Raw genomic sequence first — 18363 nt, 5'->3', positions numbered from 1 at the left:
ACATGTTGTTATCCCTCAAGTATTGACATTAATCAATATTCAATGCTTTCATAGGGATGCGTCTTTACACACGCGACGTTGCTATTTACAGAAACAGCCGTCTCGAGCGGCAAATAATCCGGAGAGCACATGCAACAACGTACCAAGATCGCGCTGGCAGTCGCCGTCGCCCTTCAGTCCATGATTTCCGTAGCGCAGGCTCAAGAGGCCCTGCAACGCGTCGAAGTCACGGGTTCGCGCATCCGCCAGGTTGACCTGGAAACTGCGCAACCTGTCCAGGTGATGACCCAGGAGCAGATCCAGAAGACTGGCCTGATTACCGTCGGCGACATCATCAACAACATGTCGGTAGCCGGCACCCCAGCCTTCAGCAAGGGCTCGACCCTGGGCGCAAGCCGCGAACAGGGCGGCCAGTTCATCAACATGCGCAACCTCGGCTCGCAGCGCCTGCTGGTACTGGTCAACGGCCGCCGCTGGACGACCACCGTCCTCGGCTACACCGACATGTCGACCGTGCCTGCGACGATGATCGAGCGTATCGAAGTGCTGAAGGACGGCGCTTCGTCGATCTATGGTTCGGACGCCATTGCAGGCGTCGTCAACATCATCCTGAAGAAGTCGCTCGAAGGCGGCCTGGCCAGCGTCTACGTCGGCGAGAACGAAAAGGGCGACGGCCAGAACACCGATTACACCCTCTCTTACGGTGCCGGCAACGACAAGGCGAACATCATGTTCGGCCTGTCGCACAGCGACCAGGGCGCCGTCTGGGCCAAGGACCGCGACATTACGGCCAGCAGCTTCGGCCCGGCACACTTCAACGCCGGCTTCGGCGGCGGCCCATGGGGCCGGATCCAGCCGGTGAACCCGGCCAACGGCGGCGGGCTGTCGCTCAACGCAGCCGGCACCAACGGCGGCTTCAATCGCATCCTCAACCATACCGGCACCTATGACGGCGTGGGCGTCGGCGCGGACTCGCGCAACCAGGCGAACTACCACAATTTCGCCAGCGCGGACGAGGACCTGTTCAACGCGACGCAGCAGATGATGTTCACGTCGCCGAACCGCCTGACCTCGATCTTCACCAAGGGCACGGTCGCGCTGCCGATGGGCATCGAACTGAGCTCGACCGCGATGTACGCGCAACGCGTCTCGAGCCGTCAGATCGCCGGCTATCCGCTCTCCTCGACCTCCCAGAGCAAGTACCCGGTCTACGTCGACAAGAACAGCTACTACAACCCGTACGGCAACCAGGCGCCTGGTGTTGCACCGGGCACCGGCATCGACCTGTTCTTCGCCCGCCGCACCGTCGAAGTACCGCGCGGCAGCGAAAACACCAACCGCACCCTGCACATCGACGTCGCGCTGAATGGCGACTTCGAGATTGCAGGCAAGCCATGGAACTGGGGCGCTGCCTACAACTACAATAATGTCGAAGGCTCGGTCGCGGGCACGGGTAACATCAACCTGCTGAACCTGAAGAAGGCCCTCGGCCCGTCGTTCCGTAACGCACAGGGCGTGGTCCAGTGCGGCACCGCTGCGGCGCCGGTCTCGCTGCTCGAGTGCGTACCGTTCGACATACTCGGTGGCCCGTCGGCGTCTACGCCAGAAGCGTTGAAGTATGTCATGTCGAGCGGCATGGCGACTTACGGCAGCAAGGTCACCAGCGCAACGGCTGACCTGAGCGGCGAAGTGTTCACCCTGCCAGCCGGCGCGATCGGCGTCGCAGGCGGCCTCGAGTACCGCGAAGTCAGCGGCTACGACCAGCCGGGCCAGTTCGAGCAGTCGGGCTATTCGACCGACCTCGCCGGCAATGCCACCTACGGCAAGTACACCGTCAAGGAAGCCTACCTCGAAGTCAACGTGCCGATCCTGAAAGACCTGCCGTTCGCGGAACTGCTGAACGTCAACCTGGCGTCGCGCCACTCCGACTACAGCAACTTCGGCACCACGACCAACAGCAAGGCCAGCTTCATGTGGAAGCCGATCAAGGACCTGCTGGCACGCGGCACCTGGGCCGAAGGCTTCCGTGCCCCTGCCCTGGGTGACACCTTCGGCGGTGGCGGCCAGTCCTTCGACTCCTACCTCGACCCATGCGACAGCGCCTTCGGCGCTGCCGCGGGCGATGCTGCTGTCGCTGCGCGCTGCGCCGCCGCCGGCGTGCCGGCGGGCTTCCGCCAGAAGCAGCAATCGGGCGCCAACGTGCCTGCAGGCGGCTCGCAGACGCCTTACCCGTTCGTCCAGGGTATCGGCAACGACTCGCTGACTCCGGAAACGGCCATCACGAAAACCCTGGGCCTGGTCTACAGCCCATCGTTCGTGCCTGGCCTGACCGTCGGCCTCGACTGGTTCAACATCAGCATCGAGAACCGCATTTCGGGTGTCACGACCCCGTACCTGCTGAACCAGTGCTACGTGTTCAATACGCCGAGCTTCTGCTCCTCCATCACCCGTGATGCAACCGGCCAGATCACCGGCCTGTCGCGTGGCAACACGAACCTGGGCGAGATGGAAACCGAAGGCATGGACCTGAGCATCGGCTACCGCATGCCGCGCACCGCCTACGGCCAGTTTGGCGTGCGTTCGGAAACGACCTATGTCGATTCCTTCCGCACCCGCACCACGCCGACCAGCACCTGGACCGAGTACGCCGGCGAGTACTACTACAACCGCGTGAAGTCGAACCTGACGCTGGACTGGAACATGGGCAACTGGAGCGCCACCTGGGCCGCCCGCTACTACAGCGGCACCAAGGTTCGCTGCTGGTCGAACACCGCGACTTTGGTGGCCGAGTGCGACAATCCGAACGCAATGCAGAGCTGGGGCAAGGGCAACAGCAAGCATGGCTCGACCACGTACAACGATCTGTCGGTCGGCTATGCCTTCCCATGGAAGGGCAAGCTGCTGGTCGGTGCCAACAACGTGTTCAACAAGGAGCCGCGCGTCGTCTACAACACGGCGTCGAACTTCGGCGGCAACGCGTCATCGTCGTCGGTGAACCCGGACCTGCCGATCGACCGCTTCTTCTACGTGCGCTACAACCAGGCCTTCTAAGGACGGCTTGACATCGAGACCCGCCCCGCGCGGGTCCCGAAAAGCCCGCTTCGGCGGGCTTTTTTTTCGCCCGTTGAAACGGGCGTTTCTCCTTTGCCGCCATCGCGCCACCCGCCATTCTCCTGCCTCGCCCCCGCTTCAGGCAGCGAATATTCGCCTTTAGAGCATAGGTGCCGAATCGTCAAGAGTGATTTGTAAAATCTGCTATCTGTAAATACGCATTTGCGCAACAGTAACAGAATTTTCATCGGATTCATTGACAGAAACATTGCTAGGATGCTTCTATGCATGTCCAGAAGATGATGGACAGATCATTAAGGTCCGCCACAGCTTTCGATCAGTCGCGCACAGCGACACCTTCCGTTGCGGCACTGCTGGGATCCAGCAAGGCTGCGTCTTCACCTAGGAGTTTTGCAATATGATGGAAACAATCTTGTCCCGGTCGATCCGCGTGATCTGCCTGGGCGGTATGGCCCTCGGCATGAACGCTGCGTTCGCTCAAGAAGCATCGCAGCCGTTGCAGCGCGTTGAAGTCACCGGTTCGCGCATTCGCCAGGTTGACCTGGAAACGGCCCAGCCGATCCAGATCATGAGCCAGGAACAGATCCAGAAGACCGGCCTCGTGACCGTCGGTGACATCCTGAACAACATGTCGTCGGCCGGCGCGCCTGACTTCAGCCGCAGCGGCTCGCTGACCTCGAACGCCGAAGCCGGCGGCCAGTACGTCAGCCTGCGCAACCTGGGCTCGAACCGCCTGCTGGTGCTGGTGGACGGCAAGCGCTGGACCCAGAGCGCCGCCGGTTTCACCGACCTGTCGACCATTCCATCGTCGATGATCGAGCGCATGGAAATCCTGAAGGATGGCGCTTCGTCGGTCTACGGCTCGGATGCAATCGCCGGCGTGATCAACATCATCCTGAAGAAGAGCATGGAAGGCGGCCAGCTGTCGCTGTACACCGGCCGCAATCAGGAAGGCGACGGCAAGAACAACGACTTCTCGCTGAGCTACGGTGCCAACAACGACAAGGCTTCGCTGATGTTCGGCCTGTCGCACACCACCCAGGGTATCGTCAACACCCAGACCCGCGACATCACCTCGACCTCCTACGGTCCGGCCCACCCGTTCGCCGGCCTCGGCGCCGCTCCATGGGGCCGTATCGCTCCTGTGAACCCGGTAACCGGCGGTGGCGATATCGCCCTGCGCAAGGACAAGGACGGTAACCCGCTGAACGCAGGCCGTTTCTTCAACCGCATGCTGAACCACACCGGTTCGTATGACGGCGTCGGCGTCGGCGCCAATTCGCGCGATCCGAACAGCTACCACACGTACGCCGGCGCGAACGAAGACAAGTACAACTCGTCGCAGGACATGGACCTGCTGTCGCCGACCCGCCTCGACACCCTGTTCGTCAAGGGCGAGATCGCGCTGCCGAAAGAGATGCGCCTGAAGACCACCGCGATGTACTCGCAGCGCAAGGCCGTCCGCACCATCGCCGGCTATCCGCTGCAGTCGACCTCGCAGGGCAACTATCCGGTCTACATCGACAAGGACAGCTACTACAACCCGTACGGCAACCAGGTCGCCGGTGCCGGCAACGGCCAGGACCTGTACTTCCAGCGCCGCACCATCGAACTGAAGCGCGTGACGGAGAATGAAAACCGCACCCTGCACCTCGATGCAGCCCTGGAAGGCGACTTCACCGTCCGGGACCTGGCGTGGAACTGGAGCGTCAGCTACAACCACAACAAGCTGTCGGGCACGCAACAGGACAACGGCAACGTCAACCTGCTGAACCTGAAGCAGGCCCTGGGCCCATCGTTCATGAACGCTTCGGGCATCGTCCAGTGCGGCACCCCGGGCGCGCCGATCGGCCTGGCCGCGTGCACCCCGTTCGACATCATCGGCGGCCCATCGGCTTCGACCCCGGAAGCGCTGAAGTTCATCAACACCACGGGCACCAAGACCTACGGTTCGACCATCAACAACGCCAACGCCGACATCGCCGGCGAACTGTTCCAGCTGCCAGCCGGCGCGCTGGGCCTGGCAGTCGGTATCGAGCACCGCGAAGTCAAGGGCTACGACATTCCTGACCAGTTCTCGCAGTCGGGCTACTCGACCAACCTGTCGGGCCAGGCAACCGTCGGCCGCTACAGCGTTCGCGAAGCCTACGCCGAGCTGAACATCCCTGTGCTGAAGGCCAAGCCGTTCGCTGAACTGCTGAGCTTCAACCTGGCAACCCGCCACTCCGACTACAGCAACTTCGGCGTGACCAACAACAGCAAGGCCAGCTTCATGTGGAAGCCGGTCAAGGACGTGCTGTTCCGCGGTACCTGGGCTGAAGGCTTCCGCGCACCGACCGTGGACGACATCTCCGGCGGCGGCTCGCAATCGTTCGACACCTTCCTCGACCCATGCGACACGCAGTTCGGCGAAGCATCGCGCAACCCGGCCGTCCTGGCACGTTGCGTCGCTGCAGGCACCAGCCCGACCTACCGTCAGCTGCAACAGGCAGGCACCCCGATCGAGAACGCGACCGGCTCCCAGGGCCTGGTGGCATTCAACTCGGGCGCCGGCAACCAGTTCCTGACCCCGGAAACGGCCGTCACCAAGACCGCCGGCTTCGTGTACAGCCCGTCGTTCGTGCCTGGCTTCACCGTTGGCCTGGACTGGTACAACATTGCCATCGACAATCGCATCACCGCAATCGGCGCGACCTATGTGGCGAACCAGTGCTACATCTCGGGCAACCCGAACTTCTGCGGCGCGATCAAGCGTGACGCGACCGGCCAGATCAGCCAGCTGTCGCGCGGCAACGCCAACCTGGGCGAGATGGAAACCGAAGGCCTGGACCTGGCGATCAACTACCGCCTGCCACGCACCGCCTACGGCCAGTTCAGCCTGCGTAGCGAAACCTCGTACACCGACAGCTTCCGTACCCGCAGCAGCGCTGCTTCGGAGTGGAACGAGTACGCCGGCGAGTACTTCTACAACCGCGTGAAGTCGAACAACTCGATCGACTGGTCGATGGGCAACTGGAGCGCCAACTGGGGCTTCCGTTACTACAGCCCGGTCAAGGATTCTTGCTACTCTGTGAAGGACAATATCGAGTGCAACATGCCTAAGGCCGAGACCACCTGGGGCACCGGCGCGAACAAGCTGGGCTCGGTCACGATCCATGACATGAGCGTCGGCTACAAGACTTCGTTCAACAGCCGCATCCTGTTCGGTATCAACAACGTCTTCGACAAGCAGCCACGCATCGTGTACAACACGCAAGCATCGGCCTCGTCGGTGGATGCTGACCTGCCGATCGATCGCTTCTTCTACGTCCGCTACAACCAGTCGTTCTAATGGAACAGGGTCGCAAGACCCTTTCCTGAAGACCTGACCGAATGCCCGCCCGGCCCTGCCGGGCGGGCATTTTTTTCGCTGCCCCTACCCTCGCCCCCGCCTGACCCGGCACAGCCGCACCCGACGCGGTATCATGGCGGATTGCGCGGCACGGCCGCGGCTATCCGAAAACGAACAATGGCAATCAAACTCAAGAACGACAAGGACATCGCGAAGATGCGCGTCGCCGGCCGCATGGCCGCCGAGGTGCTGGAAATGATCAGGGAATACGTCGTTCCCGGCGTCTCCACCGAGGAGCTCGACCGCCGCTGCAACGAGTACATCCGCAAGGTGCAAAATGCCACGCCGGCCAACGTCGGCTACCACGGCTTTCCGAAAACCCTGTGCACCTCGGTCAACGGCGTGGTCTGCCACGGCATCCCGAGCGAGAAGGAAATCCTCAAGGACGGCGACATCGTCAACATCGACGTCACCGTGATCAAGGAAGGCTGGCACGGCGACACCAGCCGCATGTATTACGCGGGCACCCCGAGCCCCGAGGCAAAGCGCCTCGTCGACACCACCTACGAGTGCATGATGGCGGGCATCCGCACGGTGCGCCCCGGCTCGCGCCTGGGCGACGTCGGGCACGCGATCCAGAAGCTGGCGGAAAGCGCCGGCTATTCGGTGGTACGCGACTATTGCGGCCACGGCATCGGCCGCGTCTACCACGAAGACCCGCAGGTGCTGCACTACGGGCGCCCGAACACGGGCCTGCTGCTCAAGGAAGGCATGACCTTCACGGTCGAGCCGATGATCAACGCCGGCGACGACGAAGTGGCCCAGCTGGACGACGGCTGGACCGTGGTCACGCGCGACGGCTCGCTCTCGGCCCAGTGGGAACACATGATCGCCGTGACGGCGAACGGCTTTGAAATCCTGACGCCGTGGCCGAAACGCTAACTCGTTGCAATCAGCAAAAACCCGCCACAGGCGGGTTTTTTTTCGTCCGCGGTTCGATCAGGCCTTCGGGACGGGGAAGGGGCGGCCCCTACCCGGTTGCGCCTGAGACTCCGCTTCCTTACAACGGGCCAGGCGCACAGTAAAGGTCCACAATTTATTTTTAAACAATTTTGCAACACATTTAAAACTAATGAGTGTTGGTAATTGACAAAATGTAAGTCTCAATGCTTCCATTAGAAATTGTCAATACGAAGCCGATTACACTCATAACGTGTTGAGTCTTTGATTTGACTAAAACAATGTTGTTTTCACGTCGAAATTTTTCTGAGGAGTGTTTCACCATGATGGAAACCATCTTGTCCCGGTCGATCCGCGCGATCTGCCTGAGCGGCTTGGCCGTGGGCATGGGCGCTGCATACGCGCAAGAGATGCAGACCCAAGGCGGGCAAAACCAAAGCGGTGCTGCCCAGCAGCAGGCAGCCGCAGCCGAAGGTCAGGCGCCAGCGATGCAGCGCATCGAGGTGACCGGTTCGCGCATCCGTTCACCGAACGCGGATTCGCCGTCCCCGCTGCAGGTGCTGTCGGCCGCCGACATCGCCGCATCGGGCGCCACCAACCTGCAGCAGGTGCTGCTGGACAACCCGACCATGGGCTCGCCTGCAATCAGCCGTACCAATTCGGCTTTCCAGACCGCCAGCGTAGGCGTCGCCACCGTCGACCTGCGTAACCTGGGCACCTCGCGTACCCTGGTGCTGGTCAATGGCCGCCGTTTCGTCTCGGGTATCCCGGGCGAATCCGCAGTCGACCTGAACTCGATTCCAACCGACTTCATCGAGCGCGTCGAACTCCTGACCGGTGGCTCCTCGGCAGCCTACGGCTCCGACGCCGTTGCAGGCGTGGTCAACATCATCACCAAGCGCAACTTCGACGGCATCATGCTGGACGCCCAGATGGGCGAGAGCTTCGAGGGCGACGACCAGAAGCGCAAGTTCTCGGCTACCCTTGGCACCAGCAACGACAAGGGCTTCCTGATGGGCCACCTGGGCTACTCGCGCGAGGGCCAGGTGTGGTCGCGCGACCGTGAGCGTTCCGCTGTCGACCAGCAGGCTAGCTACTCCGCGGCCGTCGGCGGCGCATACCCGTTCCGCGTCCAGCGTCCTTTCTACTCCAGCTTTGCACCGCAGGGCACTTTCTTCCCGGACAGCGGCTCATTCACCTATGACCGGAACGGCAATGTTATTCCGGTTAACACCAACGGCCTTAATGGCGGCCAGGCTACCGGTTTCAACCGTAACGAGTTCCGTTCGATCGCCGTGCCGGTCGAGCGCTACCTGTTCGCCGCCAACGGCGAGCTGAATGTCAACGAGAAGACCCGGATCTTCATGGAAGGCACTTACGCCTCCTCCAAGGTATCCTCGACCATCGAACCGTTCGCACTGGGTGCAGAAGACATCTTCCCGTCGACCGGCGGCCAAGTGCCGGCTGGCTCCCTGGTCAACGGCGCCCTGGTCAGGAACCCGCTGGTACCGCAGTACCTCTACGACCGCATCAGCGACAACGATGGCGACGGCATTCCTGACTACTACTTCACCCGCCGCCTGTCGGAAGTGGGTACCCGTGGCAGCAATGCGGACCGCGACACCTTCCGCTTCGTGACCGGTGTCAAGGGCGAATTCGATGCCTGGAAGACCTGGAACTATGAAGTCTACGGCGGCTATGGCCAGACTAAGGAAGCCCAGGAGTCGAGCGGCCAGGTCAATGTCCTGAACTTCGCCCAGGCACTGCAGGCGGTTCCAGGCGCGAACGGCGGCGCCCCGGTGTGCGCCAGCGCCGACGCACGTCTGCAAGGTTGCGTGCCGATCAACGTGTTCGGTTTCAACACCATCTCGCCGGAAGCGCTGAAATACGTCACTGCACCGGGCTCGCTGCTGACCCGCACCACCCAGAAACTGGTGGGCGGCCAGATCAACGGCGAAGTCTGGGATCTGCCGGCCGGCCCGCTGGGCGTGGCAGCAGGTTTCGAATGGCGCAAGGAATTCTCGAGCGCCGTGCCGGACGCCCTGACCCAGGCTGGTCTGAACGCCGGCAACGCAACGCCGCCGACCGCGGGTGAATTCAGCGTCAAGGAAATCTTCCTCGAAACCCGCGTGCCGCTGCTGAAAGACGTGCCGTTTGCCAAGGAACTGAACTTCCTGGGTGCCTTCCGTCGCGGCGACTACTCGTCGGTGGGTAACACCAATAGCTGGAACGCCGGCCTCGAGTGGACTGTCGTTAACGACGTCAAGCTTCGCGGCACCCGTTCGCTGTCGACCCGTGCGCCGAACATCAACGAGCTGTTCCAGGCACCGAGCCAGGACTTCCCGTCCGGCCTGAACGATCCCTGCCTGGGCGTGACCGCCACCTCGGGCGGCCCGTACGCCGCACTGTGCCGCGCCAACCCGGGCGTGGCAGCGAACATCGCCGCCAACGGTGCGTTCACCCTGAACCAGTCCGACATCCAGGGCGTCAGCGGCTACAACCGCGGCAACCCGGATCTGGAGGCGGAAAAAGGCCGTTCGACCACCTTCGGCGTGGTCTGGACCCCGCGTTCGATCGATGTGCTGAAGCGCTTCACCTTCACGGCTGACTACTTCAACATCAAGATCGCCGACGCCATCCTGAGCACCCCGCGTCAGTACGCCCTGGAAAGCTGCTATAGCGGTTCGAACCCGGCGCTGTGCTCGTTCATCACCCGCCGCCCGGCCGCCGTCGGCGCCAACAGCGCCGGTTCGCTGGACCTGGTCGACACCGCTGTGTCGAACACCGGCGGCTTCACGACCGAGGGTATCGACCTGACCGCCGCCTGGAACGATCGCGTCGGCCCTGGCCGCCTGTCGACCAAGCTGGCCTATACCTACGTCAAGGAAGGCTTCGTCATCCCGCTGCCGGGTGCCGAGAAGGATCCGTTCGCAGGCGAAATCGGCGCACCGAAGAACAAGGCACTGTTCGACATCGGCTACAAGTGGAACAACGTCAGCGTCAGCGCGACCATGACCTACATCGGCCGCTCGGCACTGGACGACCAGTTCCTGGGCGACGAGACAACGGTCAAGTTCGGTTCGCGTACCTACACTGACTTGCAGGCGTCGTACGAAGTGGCCAAGGGTACCGAGCTGTACTTTGGTCTGAACAACGCGTTCGACACCCAGCCTCCGGCGATCATTTCGGGCCTGCCGGGTAGCAACACGGGTACTGAGACCGCTGCTGGCACCTACGATCCGATCGGCCGCCGCTGGTACGCCGGCGTGCGCGTGGCGCTCTGATCCTTCCTTTTTAGGACTTGAAAACGCCGGGTTCGCCCGGCGTTTTTTTATTCCGTCGCGAAATGCGCGTCGCCGCCATGGCTGTCGAGGTGCTGGAGATGATCGGCGAGTACGTCGTTTCCAGCGTCTCTATCGAAGGACTCGACCACCGCTGCAACGAATACATCCGCAAGGTGTCCACAAGGTGGCCCAGCTCGACGACTTTGGACCGTGGTCACGCGTGGCGGCTCGCTGTCCGCCCGGTGGGAACACATGATCTTCGTGACGAGCCACGGCTACGAGGTCCTGACGCCTTGGTCAAAAGCCTGAGACTTCCCGTTCCAGAAAGCAGGAGACAAAAAAAACCCGCCGTTCGGCGGGTTTTTTGTAGCGCTTTCGACGCGCGGGTTACTTCGCGCTCATCAGCGCGACAGTGGTGTCGAGCATGCGGTTCGAGAAGCCCCACTCGTTGTCGTACCACGACGACACTTTCACCAGGCGGCCCGAGACCTTGGTCAGGGTGGCGTCGAAGTTCGACGATGCCGGGTTGTGGTTGAAGTCGACCGAGACCAGCGGTTCGGTCTGGTAGGTCAGCACGCCCTTCAGCGCGCCTTCCGAAGCCGACTGCATGATCTGGTTGACTTCGTCGACGGTCGTGTCGCGCTTGGCGATGAAGGTCAGGTCGACGATCGAGACGTTGATGGTCGGCACGCGGATCGCGAAGCCGTCCAGCTTGCCGTTCAGCTCAGGCAGCACCAGGCCGACCGCGGCGGCGGCGCCGGTCTTGGTCGGGATCATCGACTGGGTGGCCGAACGGGCGCGGCGCAGGTCTTCGTGCATCACGTCGGTCAGCACCTGGTCGTTGGTGTAGGCGTGCACGGTGGTCATCAGGCCGGTTTCCAGGCCGATCGCGTCATGCAGCGGCTTGACCAGCGGGGCCAGGCAGTTGGTGGTGCAGGAGGCGTTCGAAATCACGGTGTCGGACGACTTCAGCACGTCCTGGTTGACGCCGTACACGATGGTCGCGTCGACATCCTTGCCGCCCGGTGCCGAGATGATGACTTTCTTGGCGCCGCCCTTCAGGTGGGCCGAGGCCTTCTCCTTGGTGGTGAAGAAGCCGGTGCACTCCAGCACCACGTCCACACCCAGCTCGCCCCATGGGATCTCGGCCGGGTTACGCTGCGCGAACACGCGGATCGGGTCGCCGTTGACGATCATGTTGTCGCCTTCGACCGTGACGGTGCCCGGGAACTTGCCGTGGGCGGTGTCGTAGCGGGTCAGGTGCGCGTTCGACTCGGCATTACCCAGGTCGTTGATGGCGACGATCTGGATGTCCTGCTTCTTGCCGCCTTCGTAGAAAGCACGCAGGATGTTACGGCCGATGCGGCCATAGCCGTTGATTGCAACCTTGATGGTCATACTCTTTGCTCCTGATTAAAAAAAACCGTTAGCAGGCAGGAGGAAAGCCGCTCACGGCGGCTCCCTCATGCGACCTTGTCTACCTTGTTCTTATGCCGCGATCACGCCCTTGGCCTTGGCCACGACGTTCTCGACGGTGAAGCCGAAATGCTTGAACAGCACCGGTGCCGGTGCCGATTCGCCGAAGGTGTCGATGCCGACGACAGCACCTTCCAAACCGACATACTTGTACCAGAAATCGGTCACACCTGCCTCAATGGCAACACGAGGCGTGCCGCGCGTCAAGACACTTGCTTTGTAGCCTGCATCCTGGCGTTCGAACACGTCGGTCGACGGCATCGAGACGACGCGTGCGGCAATGCCCTCGCCTGCCAGCGCGTCGGCTGCCTTGACCGCCAGTTCGACTTCGGAACCGGTGGCGATCAGGATGACTTTGGCGTCGGCGGCGTCGCGCAGCACGTAGCCGCCCTTGGCGACGTTCGCCACGGCCGCGGCATCGCGCTCCATGAACGGCAGGTTCTGGCGCGAGAAGATCAGGGTCGACGGGCCGTCGCGGCGCTGGACTGCCGCGCCCCAGGCAACCTGCGATTCGACCGTGTCGCACGGACGCCAGTTGTCCAGGTTCGGGATCAGGCGCAGCGACGAGACGTGCTCGATCGACTGGTGGGTCGGGCCGTCTTCTCCCAGGCCGATCGAGTCGTGGGTGAACACGAACAGCGAGCGGATCTTCATCAGGGCAGCCATGCGCAGCGCATTGCGGCTGTAGTCCGAGAAGGTCAGGAAGGTCGCGCCGAACGGGATGAAGCCGCCGTGCAGGGCGACGCCGTTCTGGATCGCGGCCATGCCGAATTCGCGCACGCCGTAGTTGATGTGGTTGCCGGCGATGCCCGAACGCACGGCGACCGACTCTTTCCAGTTGGTCAGATTGGAGCCGGTCAGGTCGGCCGAGCCGCCCAGGAATTCCGGCAGCACCGGGGCCAGGGCCTGGATCGCGTTCTGCGAGGCCTTGCGGGTGGCAATCGTTTCCTTCTTGTCGATGCAGGTGGCAATCGCCGCGTCCAGCACCTCGTTGAAGTTGCCCGGCAGTTCACCCTTCATGCGGCGCTCGAGTTCGGCGGCCATCTCCGGATGCTGCGCGCGGTATGCGGCGAACATGGCGTTCCAGCTGTTTTCCAGCTCGGCGCCGCGCGCCTTTGCGTCCCAGGCCTGGTAGATTTCGCCGGGAATGTCGAACGGGATCGGGTCCCAGACCAGGTGCTGGCGCACGGCCGCGATTTCCTTGTCGCCCAGCGGAGCGCCGTGGACCTTGTCGCCGCCCTCCAGGTTCGGGGCGCCCTTGCCGATGATGGTCTTGCAGCAGATCAGGGTCGGACGGTCCGACTGTTTCGCCTGCTCGATCGCGTTCGACACGGCGCTCACGTTGTGGCCGTCGACGGCCGGGATCACGTTCCAGCCATAGGCCTCGAAACGTTTCTGGGTGTCGTCGGTGAACCAGCCTTCGACCTTGCCGTCGATCGAGATGCCGTTGTCGTCGTACAGCCAGATCAGCTTGTTCAGGCGCAGCGTGCCGGCCAGCGAGGCGACTTCGTGCGAGATGCCTTCCATCAGGCAGCCGTCGCCCAGGAAGGCGTAGGTGTAGTGGTCCACCACCTCGAAGCCCGGACGGTTGAATTCATAGCTCAGCAGCCACTCGGCCAGCGCCATGCCGACCGAGTTGGCGATACCCTGGCCCAGCGGGCCGGTGGTCGTTTCCACGCCCGGCGTGATATGCACTTCCGGGTGGCCCGGGGTCTTCGAGTGCAGCTGGCGGAAGTCGCGGATGTCGTCCATCGACAGGTCGTAGCCGGACAGGTGCAGCAGCGCGTAGTGGAGCATCGAACCGTGGCCATTCGACAGCAGGAAACGGTCGCGGTTCATCCAGCCTGGGTTGGCCGGGTTGTGGCGATAGTGCTTGTCCCACAGCGCGACGGCGATTTCCGCCATGCCCATCGGCATGCCAGGGTGACCGGAGTTGGCTTTCTGGACGGCGTCCATTGCCAGCGCGCGAATCGCGTTGGCCATCAGGGTAGTGGTTTGCATAGGTTTCATGAAAAACGGTGGTCTGGATTGGAGGCGGAGGCGGTGCGGCTGGCCGTAGCCCGGTATTTTACCAGAGCGCTTACCTGCCCCATCGCTGCCGAATTAAAATGCAGGGTTTGTTGTCCACATAGATAGGAGCCGCATGCCCCGTTTCTTCTGTTCCCAGCCGCTCGCGGTCGGCGGCACCGTCGACTTGCCCGAGTCCGTTGCCCACCACCTGCATGTGGTACGCCTGCAACCCGGCGCCGCACTGACCCTGTTCGACGGCAAGGGCGGCCAGTACCAGGCAACGCTGCTTGAAACCGGCAAGAAGCGCGCGAGCGCGGCCGTCGTCGGGTTCGAGGCGGTCGAGGTCGAGCTGCCCTACTCCATCACCCTGGCGCAGGGCTTGCCGGAGGGCTCGAAGATGGACTGGATCATCGAAAAGGCGGTCGAACTCGGGGTGGCGGCGGTGCAGCCGCTGGCGGCCCAGCGCAGCGTGGTGCGCCTGTCGGGCGAGCGCGCGGAAAAACGCCACGCACACTGGCAGGGCGTAATCGTAGCGGCGTCGGAACAGTGCGGGCGCAACCGCCTGGCGCGGCTGGCGCCGGTGACGGACTTCGGACGCTGGCTCGGCATGCCGGCTGCCGGGCAGCGCATCCTGTTTTCGCCGCGCGCGTCCCGCAGCCTGGCCGAATGGGCAGCATGCGGTCCATGCGAGGTGACCCTGCTGGTCGGCCCCGAAGGCGGGTTCAGCATGGAAGAGGAGGAAGCAGCCGTTGCGGCAGGCGCCCTGCCCCTGTCGATCGGCCCACGCGTCTTGCGCACCGAGACCGCAGCCCTGGCAGCGCTGGCCGCACTGAACGGATTGTGGGGTGGAATGTAAGGGCTTCCAGTTACCGCACGAGCAATAAAAAACGCCCCGGCAAGCCGGGGCGTTTTGTCGTTGTCAGCGGAAGCAAGCCCCCGCTGGCATACAAGTCGTAATCGAAACCGATCAGAACTTGCGGTCGTACGTGACCGAGACACGGCCCGAACGCGGTGCGGTCAACGACAGCGGGGTGCCGTAGATGCTGCTGACCAGCGCAGCGGCGTTGTAGGCTTCGGTCACGTTCTGCGCAACCTGGCGGTTGAACACGTTGAACACGTCCAGACGCACTTGCAGGCCAGGCAGGATCGACGGCTTGTAAGCAACGTTCATGTCCAGGCGGTTGTCCCAAGGCAGGCGGCCCAGGCTACCACGCGGGGTGATGACGTTTTGCGCACGCGTCGCACCCAGGCACCAGAAAGTCTGGTTCGAGTAGTTCGGCGAGCCGCTGGCAGCCGGGTTGGCTTCGCTGCCGATGCAGCTGCGCGGACGGCCCGACGCGAACAGCACGTTACCGCCAACCACGATTTCCTTGGTGACTTCGTAGAAGCCATACGCCTTGATCTGGTGCTCGCGGTCGTTCGGCAGCAAGCCGTCGGCGCCGATCATCAGCTCAGGGTAATCCCAGGTCGAGGTCACAGCGACGTCAGCTTGACCGTTGTCCGAACGAACCTGACCCTCGGTATTGCCCTTGTTCTTCGACCAGGTGTAGTTCACCTTGCCATACCAGCCATTGCGGAATGGGTGCTCGGCGAACAGGTCGATCGCGGCGTAGGTACGGCGCGGTTTCGGGAAGCGCTGGTCTTCGGCGCTCAGGAACACCTTGGTCAGGCGTTTTGGATCGCCGGCGAAGTCCACCATGAAGGTATTGTCCTGGCCAGGGTTGAACGTCTGGCAGGTATTACCCCACAGCGGGTTGTCGATCGAAATGCCGTTCGCTTCAGCATAGCGTTCGAACGGACGCACGTCGCAGAAGTCGTCGATGGTCTGCTTCAGCTTGCGGTAGGTGGCCTTGCCGCCGAAGTTCAGGCTTGGCGACCAGGCTTTCTCGAAGCCGACGGACACCTCATCCTGGAAGGACGGTTTCATGTCCAGTGCAGCCAGGGTCTCGACGACCTTGTCCTGGTTGTACTCGTTATTGTTCGACAGCGGTGGGCTCAGCTGCACCAGGCCGGTCGGGGCGCCGTTGGCATCCACGCCGCTGTAGGTGAAGTACTGGGCCGTGAACAGCGAACGGCCGGCACCACGCACCGAGATATGGGTCGGGATCGGCACCGAGTAGCGGCCGGCGGTACCGAACACTTTCAGGCTGGCGTCACCGAAGACGTCCCACGAAGCGGCGAAGCGCGGATTGATCTGGTTCTTCATTTCCAGGAACGTCGTCTTGCTGTCGTTCTGGTTTTCGAAGGACTCGCTGCGGACACCGAGGGTCAGCAGCAGGTTCGGCGTGACCTGCCACTTGTCTTCGAGGTAGATTGCGCTCTGCTCGCCGTAGGAATCGGTGACGGTCGAGAACAGGTCGCGGGTCACGTAGTAACCCTGGGTGCCGTAGCCACCGCCGCTTGCGGGCGACGGGATGGTAAAGCCTGCCACCGTGTCGATCGACTGGTTCGGCGTGAGGCTGCGCTGGTAGGTCCAGATACCGCCACCGGCGCGCAGGTCGCCGGCTTTCAGCGATGCGATCTTGGTCTGGTCGATACCGCCGCGCAGGGTGTGGTCGCCCAGGCGGTATTCGATGTCGAAACGGCCCGACTTGACGTCGTCCATCGAGCCTGGCGCCACGATGGTGCCGGTGATGCCTTGCGGGTTGCTGTAGGTCACGCCTGGCACCTGGGCGGCCGGCGCTGCCGATACCTGGAACAGGTCAGGCTGGTAGCCCGGGAAGATGTTCTCGTGCTTCGACTTGGTGCGGCCGTACAGGGCGGTCACGGTCAGGTCGTCGCTCAGGTTACCGGTGTACTTGAGGATGTTGGTCTTGCCACCGTTGTTGTCGATGTTGATGCGGGTGGCACGCGAGGTCACGGGACCGACCGCGGAGCGGGTCGCGTAGTCGAAGCCGCGGTCGGCATTCGTCACTTCCGGCGTGTCGCCCAGCGCGGTGAATTCGAGGCGGTGGTTGTCGGTGATGTTCCAGTCGACCTTCGCCATGTAGCGCTCGATCTTGCTGTTGGTATCGCGCCAGCCGTTACGCAGGTTCGAGGTGCCGACGCGGAAGCCGTTGACAGTGCCCGAATCGGTTTCGGTCTTCTCGGCCGAAGCGAAGAAGAACAGCTTGTCCTGGATGATCGGACCGCCGACGTAGCCACCATAGACCTTGCGTTCCTGGGTGTTCTGGTAGCGCGCGAGGCGCAGGGTGCCGTCGGTGCGTGCATTTTCCGGGGCGCCGGTGTTGGCGTAGAAAATGTCGCGCGGGCTGGCACGCCACTGTTCCGGTTCCCAGGTGACGATGCCGCCTGCTTCCCAGGTGTTGGTACCGCTCTTGGTGATGATGTTGACCACACCACCGATCGAACGGCCGAATTCGGCGCCGAAGCCGCCGGTCAGGACCTGCGCTTCAGCGATGGCGCCGAACGGCAGCTGCGACGCGCCCAGGCCGGTCAGCGGGTTGACGACCGGGAAGCCGTTGATGTAGTACGAGTTTTCCGATGCAGCGCCGCCGCCGAACGAAGCACCGCCGGCGAAACGCGAGTCGGCGCGGGTGGTGTTCGGTGCCAGCTGGATGATCGCCTCGACGTTACGTGCAATCGGCAGCGCAGCCAGCTGGCGCGCGTTGAAGGTTGCGCCGGCGGTGGTGCTGGTGACGTCGATCGTGCGGCGCTGGCCGGTAACGGTAACCGTTTGCATGGCCGCGGCTTGCGGGAACACGGCTTCCGAGCCTTGGCCGATGCTCGTTTCCACTTGCGTGGTCGAGACGACCGTCTCGCCCTTCATCTGCGACACGGTGTAGCTGCCGCTCGGCAGTGCGGTCGCACGGAAGCGGCCTTGCGCATCCGGGGTGATGACGCGGCGCAGGCCGGTCGCGGCATTCTCGATCACCACGCGCACGTCGGCGCCTGGAGTGACGCTACCGTACACGGTACCGGTCGCGTTCGACTGGGCCATGGCCGGGTGCATGACGCCGACGGTCAGCGCTGCGCCACTGAACGCCAACGTCAATGCGTGCACTAAAACGGTTTTCTTCAACATTTGTGATTTCCTGTCTGTATTTATTCAATCATCCATGCGGATGACGGGTCTTGTTTTTCGCTGCCAAATCACTCGTACTAACTTCTTACCGCTTTCTCTCGTTTTGAATAAAACGAAAAATTCATGCTATTGAACTTAATCAATAATTATGAATTCATGCATATAATCATGCCGAAACTCCCAGTGTCAACGATTGAAAACGTCGC

8 protein-coding genes and 1 pseudogene are annotated in these 18363 nt (G+C 62.7%); 6 read left to right on the top strand and 3 right to left on the bottom strand.

The genetic code is table 11. The features are described from left to right. Positions 1-129: 129 nt before the first annotated feature. The 5 genes and pseudogenes from ACFPAH_RS14150 to ACFPAH_RS14130 form a co-directional block, all read left to right on the top strand. Positions 130-3051 carry a TonB-dependent receptor plug domain-containing protein gene (locus tag ACFPAH_RS14150; RefSeq protein ID WP_379746484.1) on the top strand — a complete coding sequence of 974 codons (2922 nt, stop codon included), beginning with the start codon at positions 130-132 and terminating at the stop codon, positions 3049-3051. A gap of 433 nt (positions 3052-3484) precedes the next feature. Further along, the gene (locus ACFPAH_RS14145; RefSeq protein ID WP_379746481.1) at positions 3485-6403 is read left to right on the top strand and encodes a TonB-dependent receptor plug domain-containing protein; all 2919 of its coding nucleotides are present in this window, start codon (positions 3485-3487) and stop codon (positions 6401-6403) included. A gap of 177 nt (positions 6404-6580) precedes the next feature. Beyond that, positions 6581-7345, top strand: coding sequence for a type I methionyl aminopeptidase (gene map, locus ACFPAH_RS14140; protein WP_379746478.1), 765 nt, complete (start codon positions 6581-6583; stop codon positions 7343-7345). Between the two features lie 341 nt (positions 7346-7686). Further along, entirely contained in the window at positions 7687-10647 is a 2961-nt protein-coding gene (locus tag ACFPAH_RS14135) for a TonB-dependent receptor domain-containing protein (protein WP_379746475.1), read from the top strand. Positions 10648-10851: 204 nt separating this feature from the next. Then, positions 10852-10956, top strand: a pseudogene (locus ACFPAH_RS14130) (type I methionyl aminopeptidase); the annotation flags it as partial. Between the two features lie 78 nt (positions 10957-11034). Here the strand turns inward: ACFPAH_RS14130 and gap are convergent. Further along, positions 11035-12045, bottom strand: coding sequence for a type I glyceraldehyde-3-phosphate dehydrogenase (gap, locus tag ACFPAH_RS14125; RefSeq protein ID WP_379746471.1), 1011 nt, complete (start codon positions 12043-12045; stop codon positions 11035-11037). A 90-nt stretch (positions 12046-12135) separates the two neighbouring features. Further along, a complete protein-coding gene (gene tkt / locus ACFPAH_RS14120) occupies positions 12136-14106 on the bottom strand; it encodes a transketolase (RefSeq protein ID WP_379746537.1) in 1971 nt (656 codons plus the stop codon). A 160-nt stretch (positions 14107-14266) separates the two neighbouring features. Between tkt and ACFPAH_RS14115 the strand changes: the two genes are divergently transcribed. Next, positions 14267-14989 carry a 16S rRNA (uracil(1498)-N(3))-methyltransferase gene (locus ACFPAH_RS14115; protein ID WP_379746468.1) on the top strand — a complete coding sequence of 241 codons (723 nt, stop codon included), beginning with the start codon at positions 14267-14269 and terminating at the stop codon, positions 14987-14989. 111 nt (positions 14990-15100) lie between these two features. Here ACFPAH_RS14115 and ACFPAH_RS14110 read toward each other — a convergent pair whose 3' ends face one another. Next, a complete protein-coding gene (locus ACFPAH_RS14110; RefSeq protein ID WP_379746465.1) occupies positions 15101-18157 on the bottom strand; it encodes a TonB-dependent receptor in 3057 nt (1018 codons plus the stop codon). Positions 18158-18363 lie beyond the last annotated feature (206 nt).

It is taken from the genome of Massilia sp. GCM10023247 (assembly GCF_042653325.1).
GTDB lineage: Bacteria > Pseudomonadota > Gammaproteobacteria > Burkholderiales > Burkholderiaceae_D > Telluria.
This window is presented reverse-complemented; position numbering and strand designations above follow the sequence as displayed.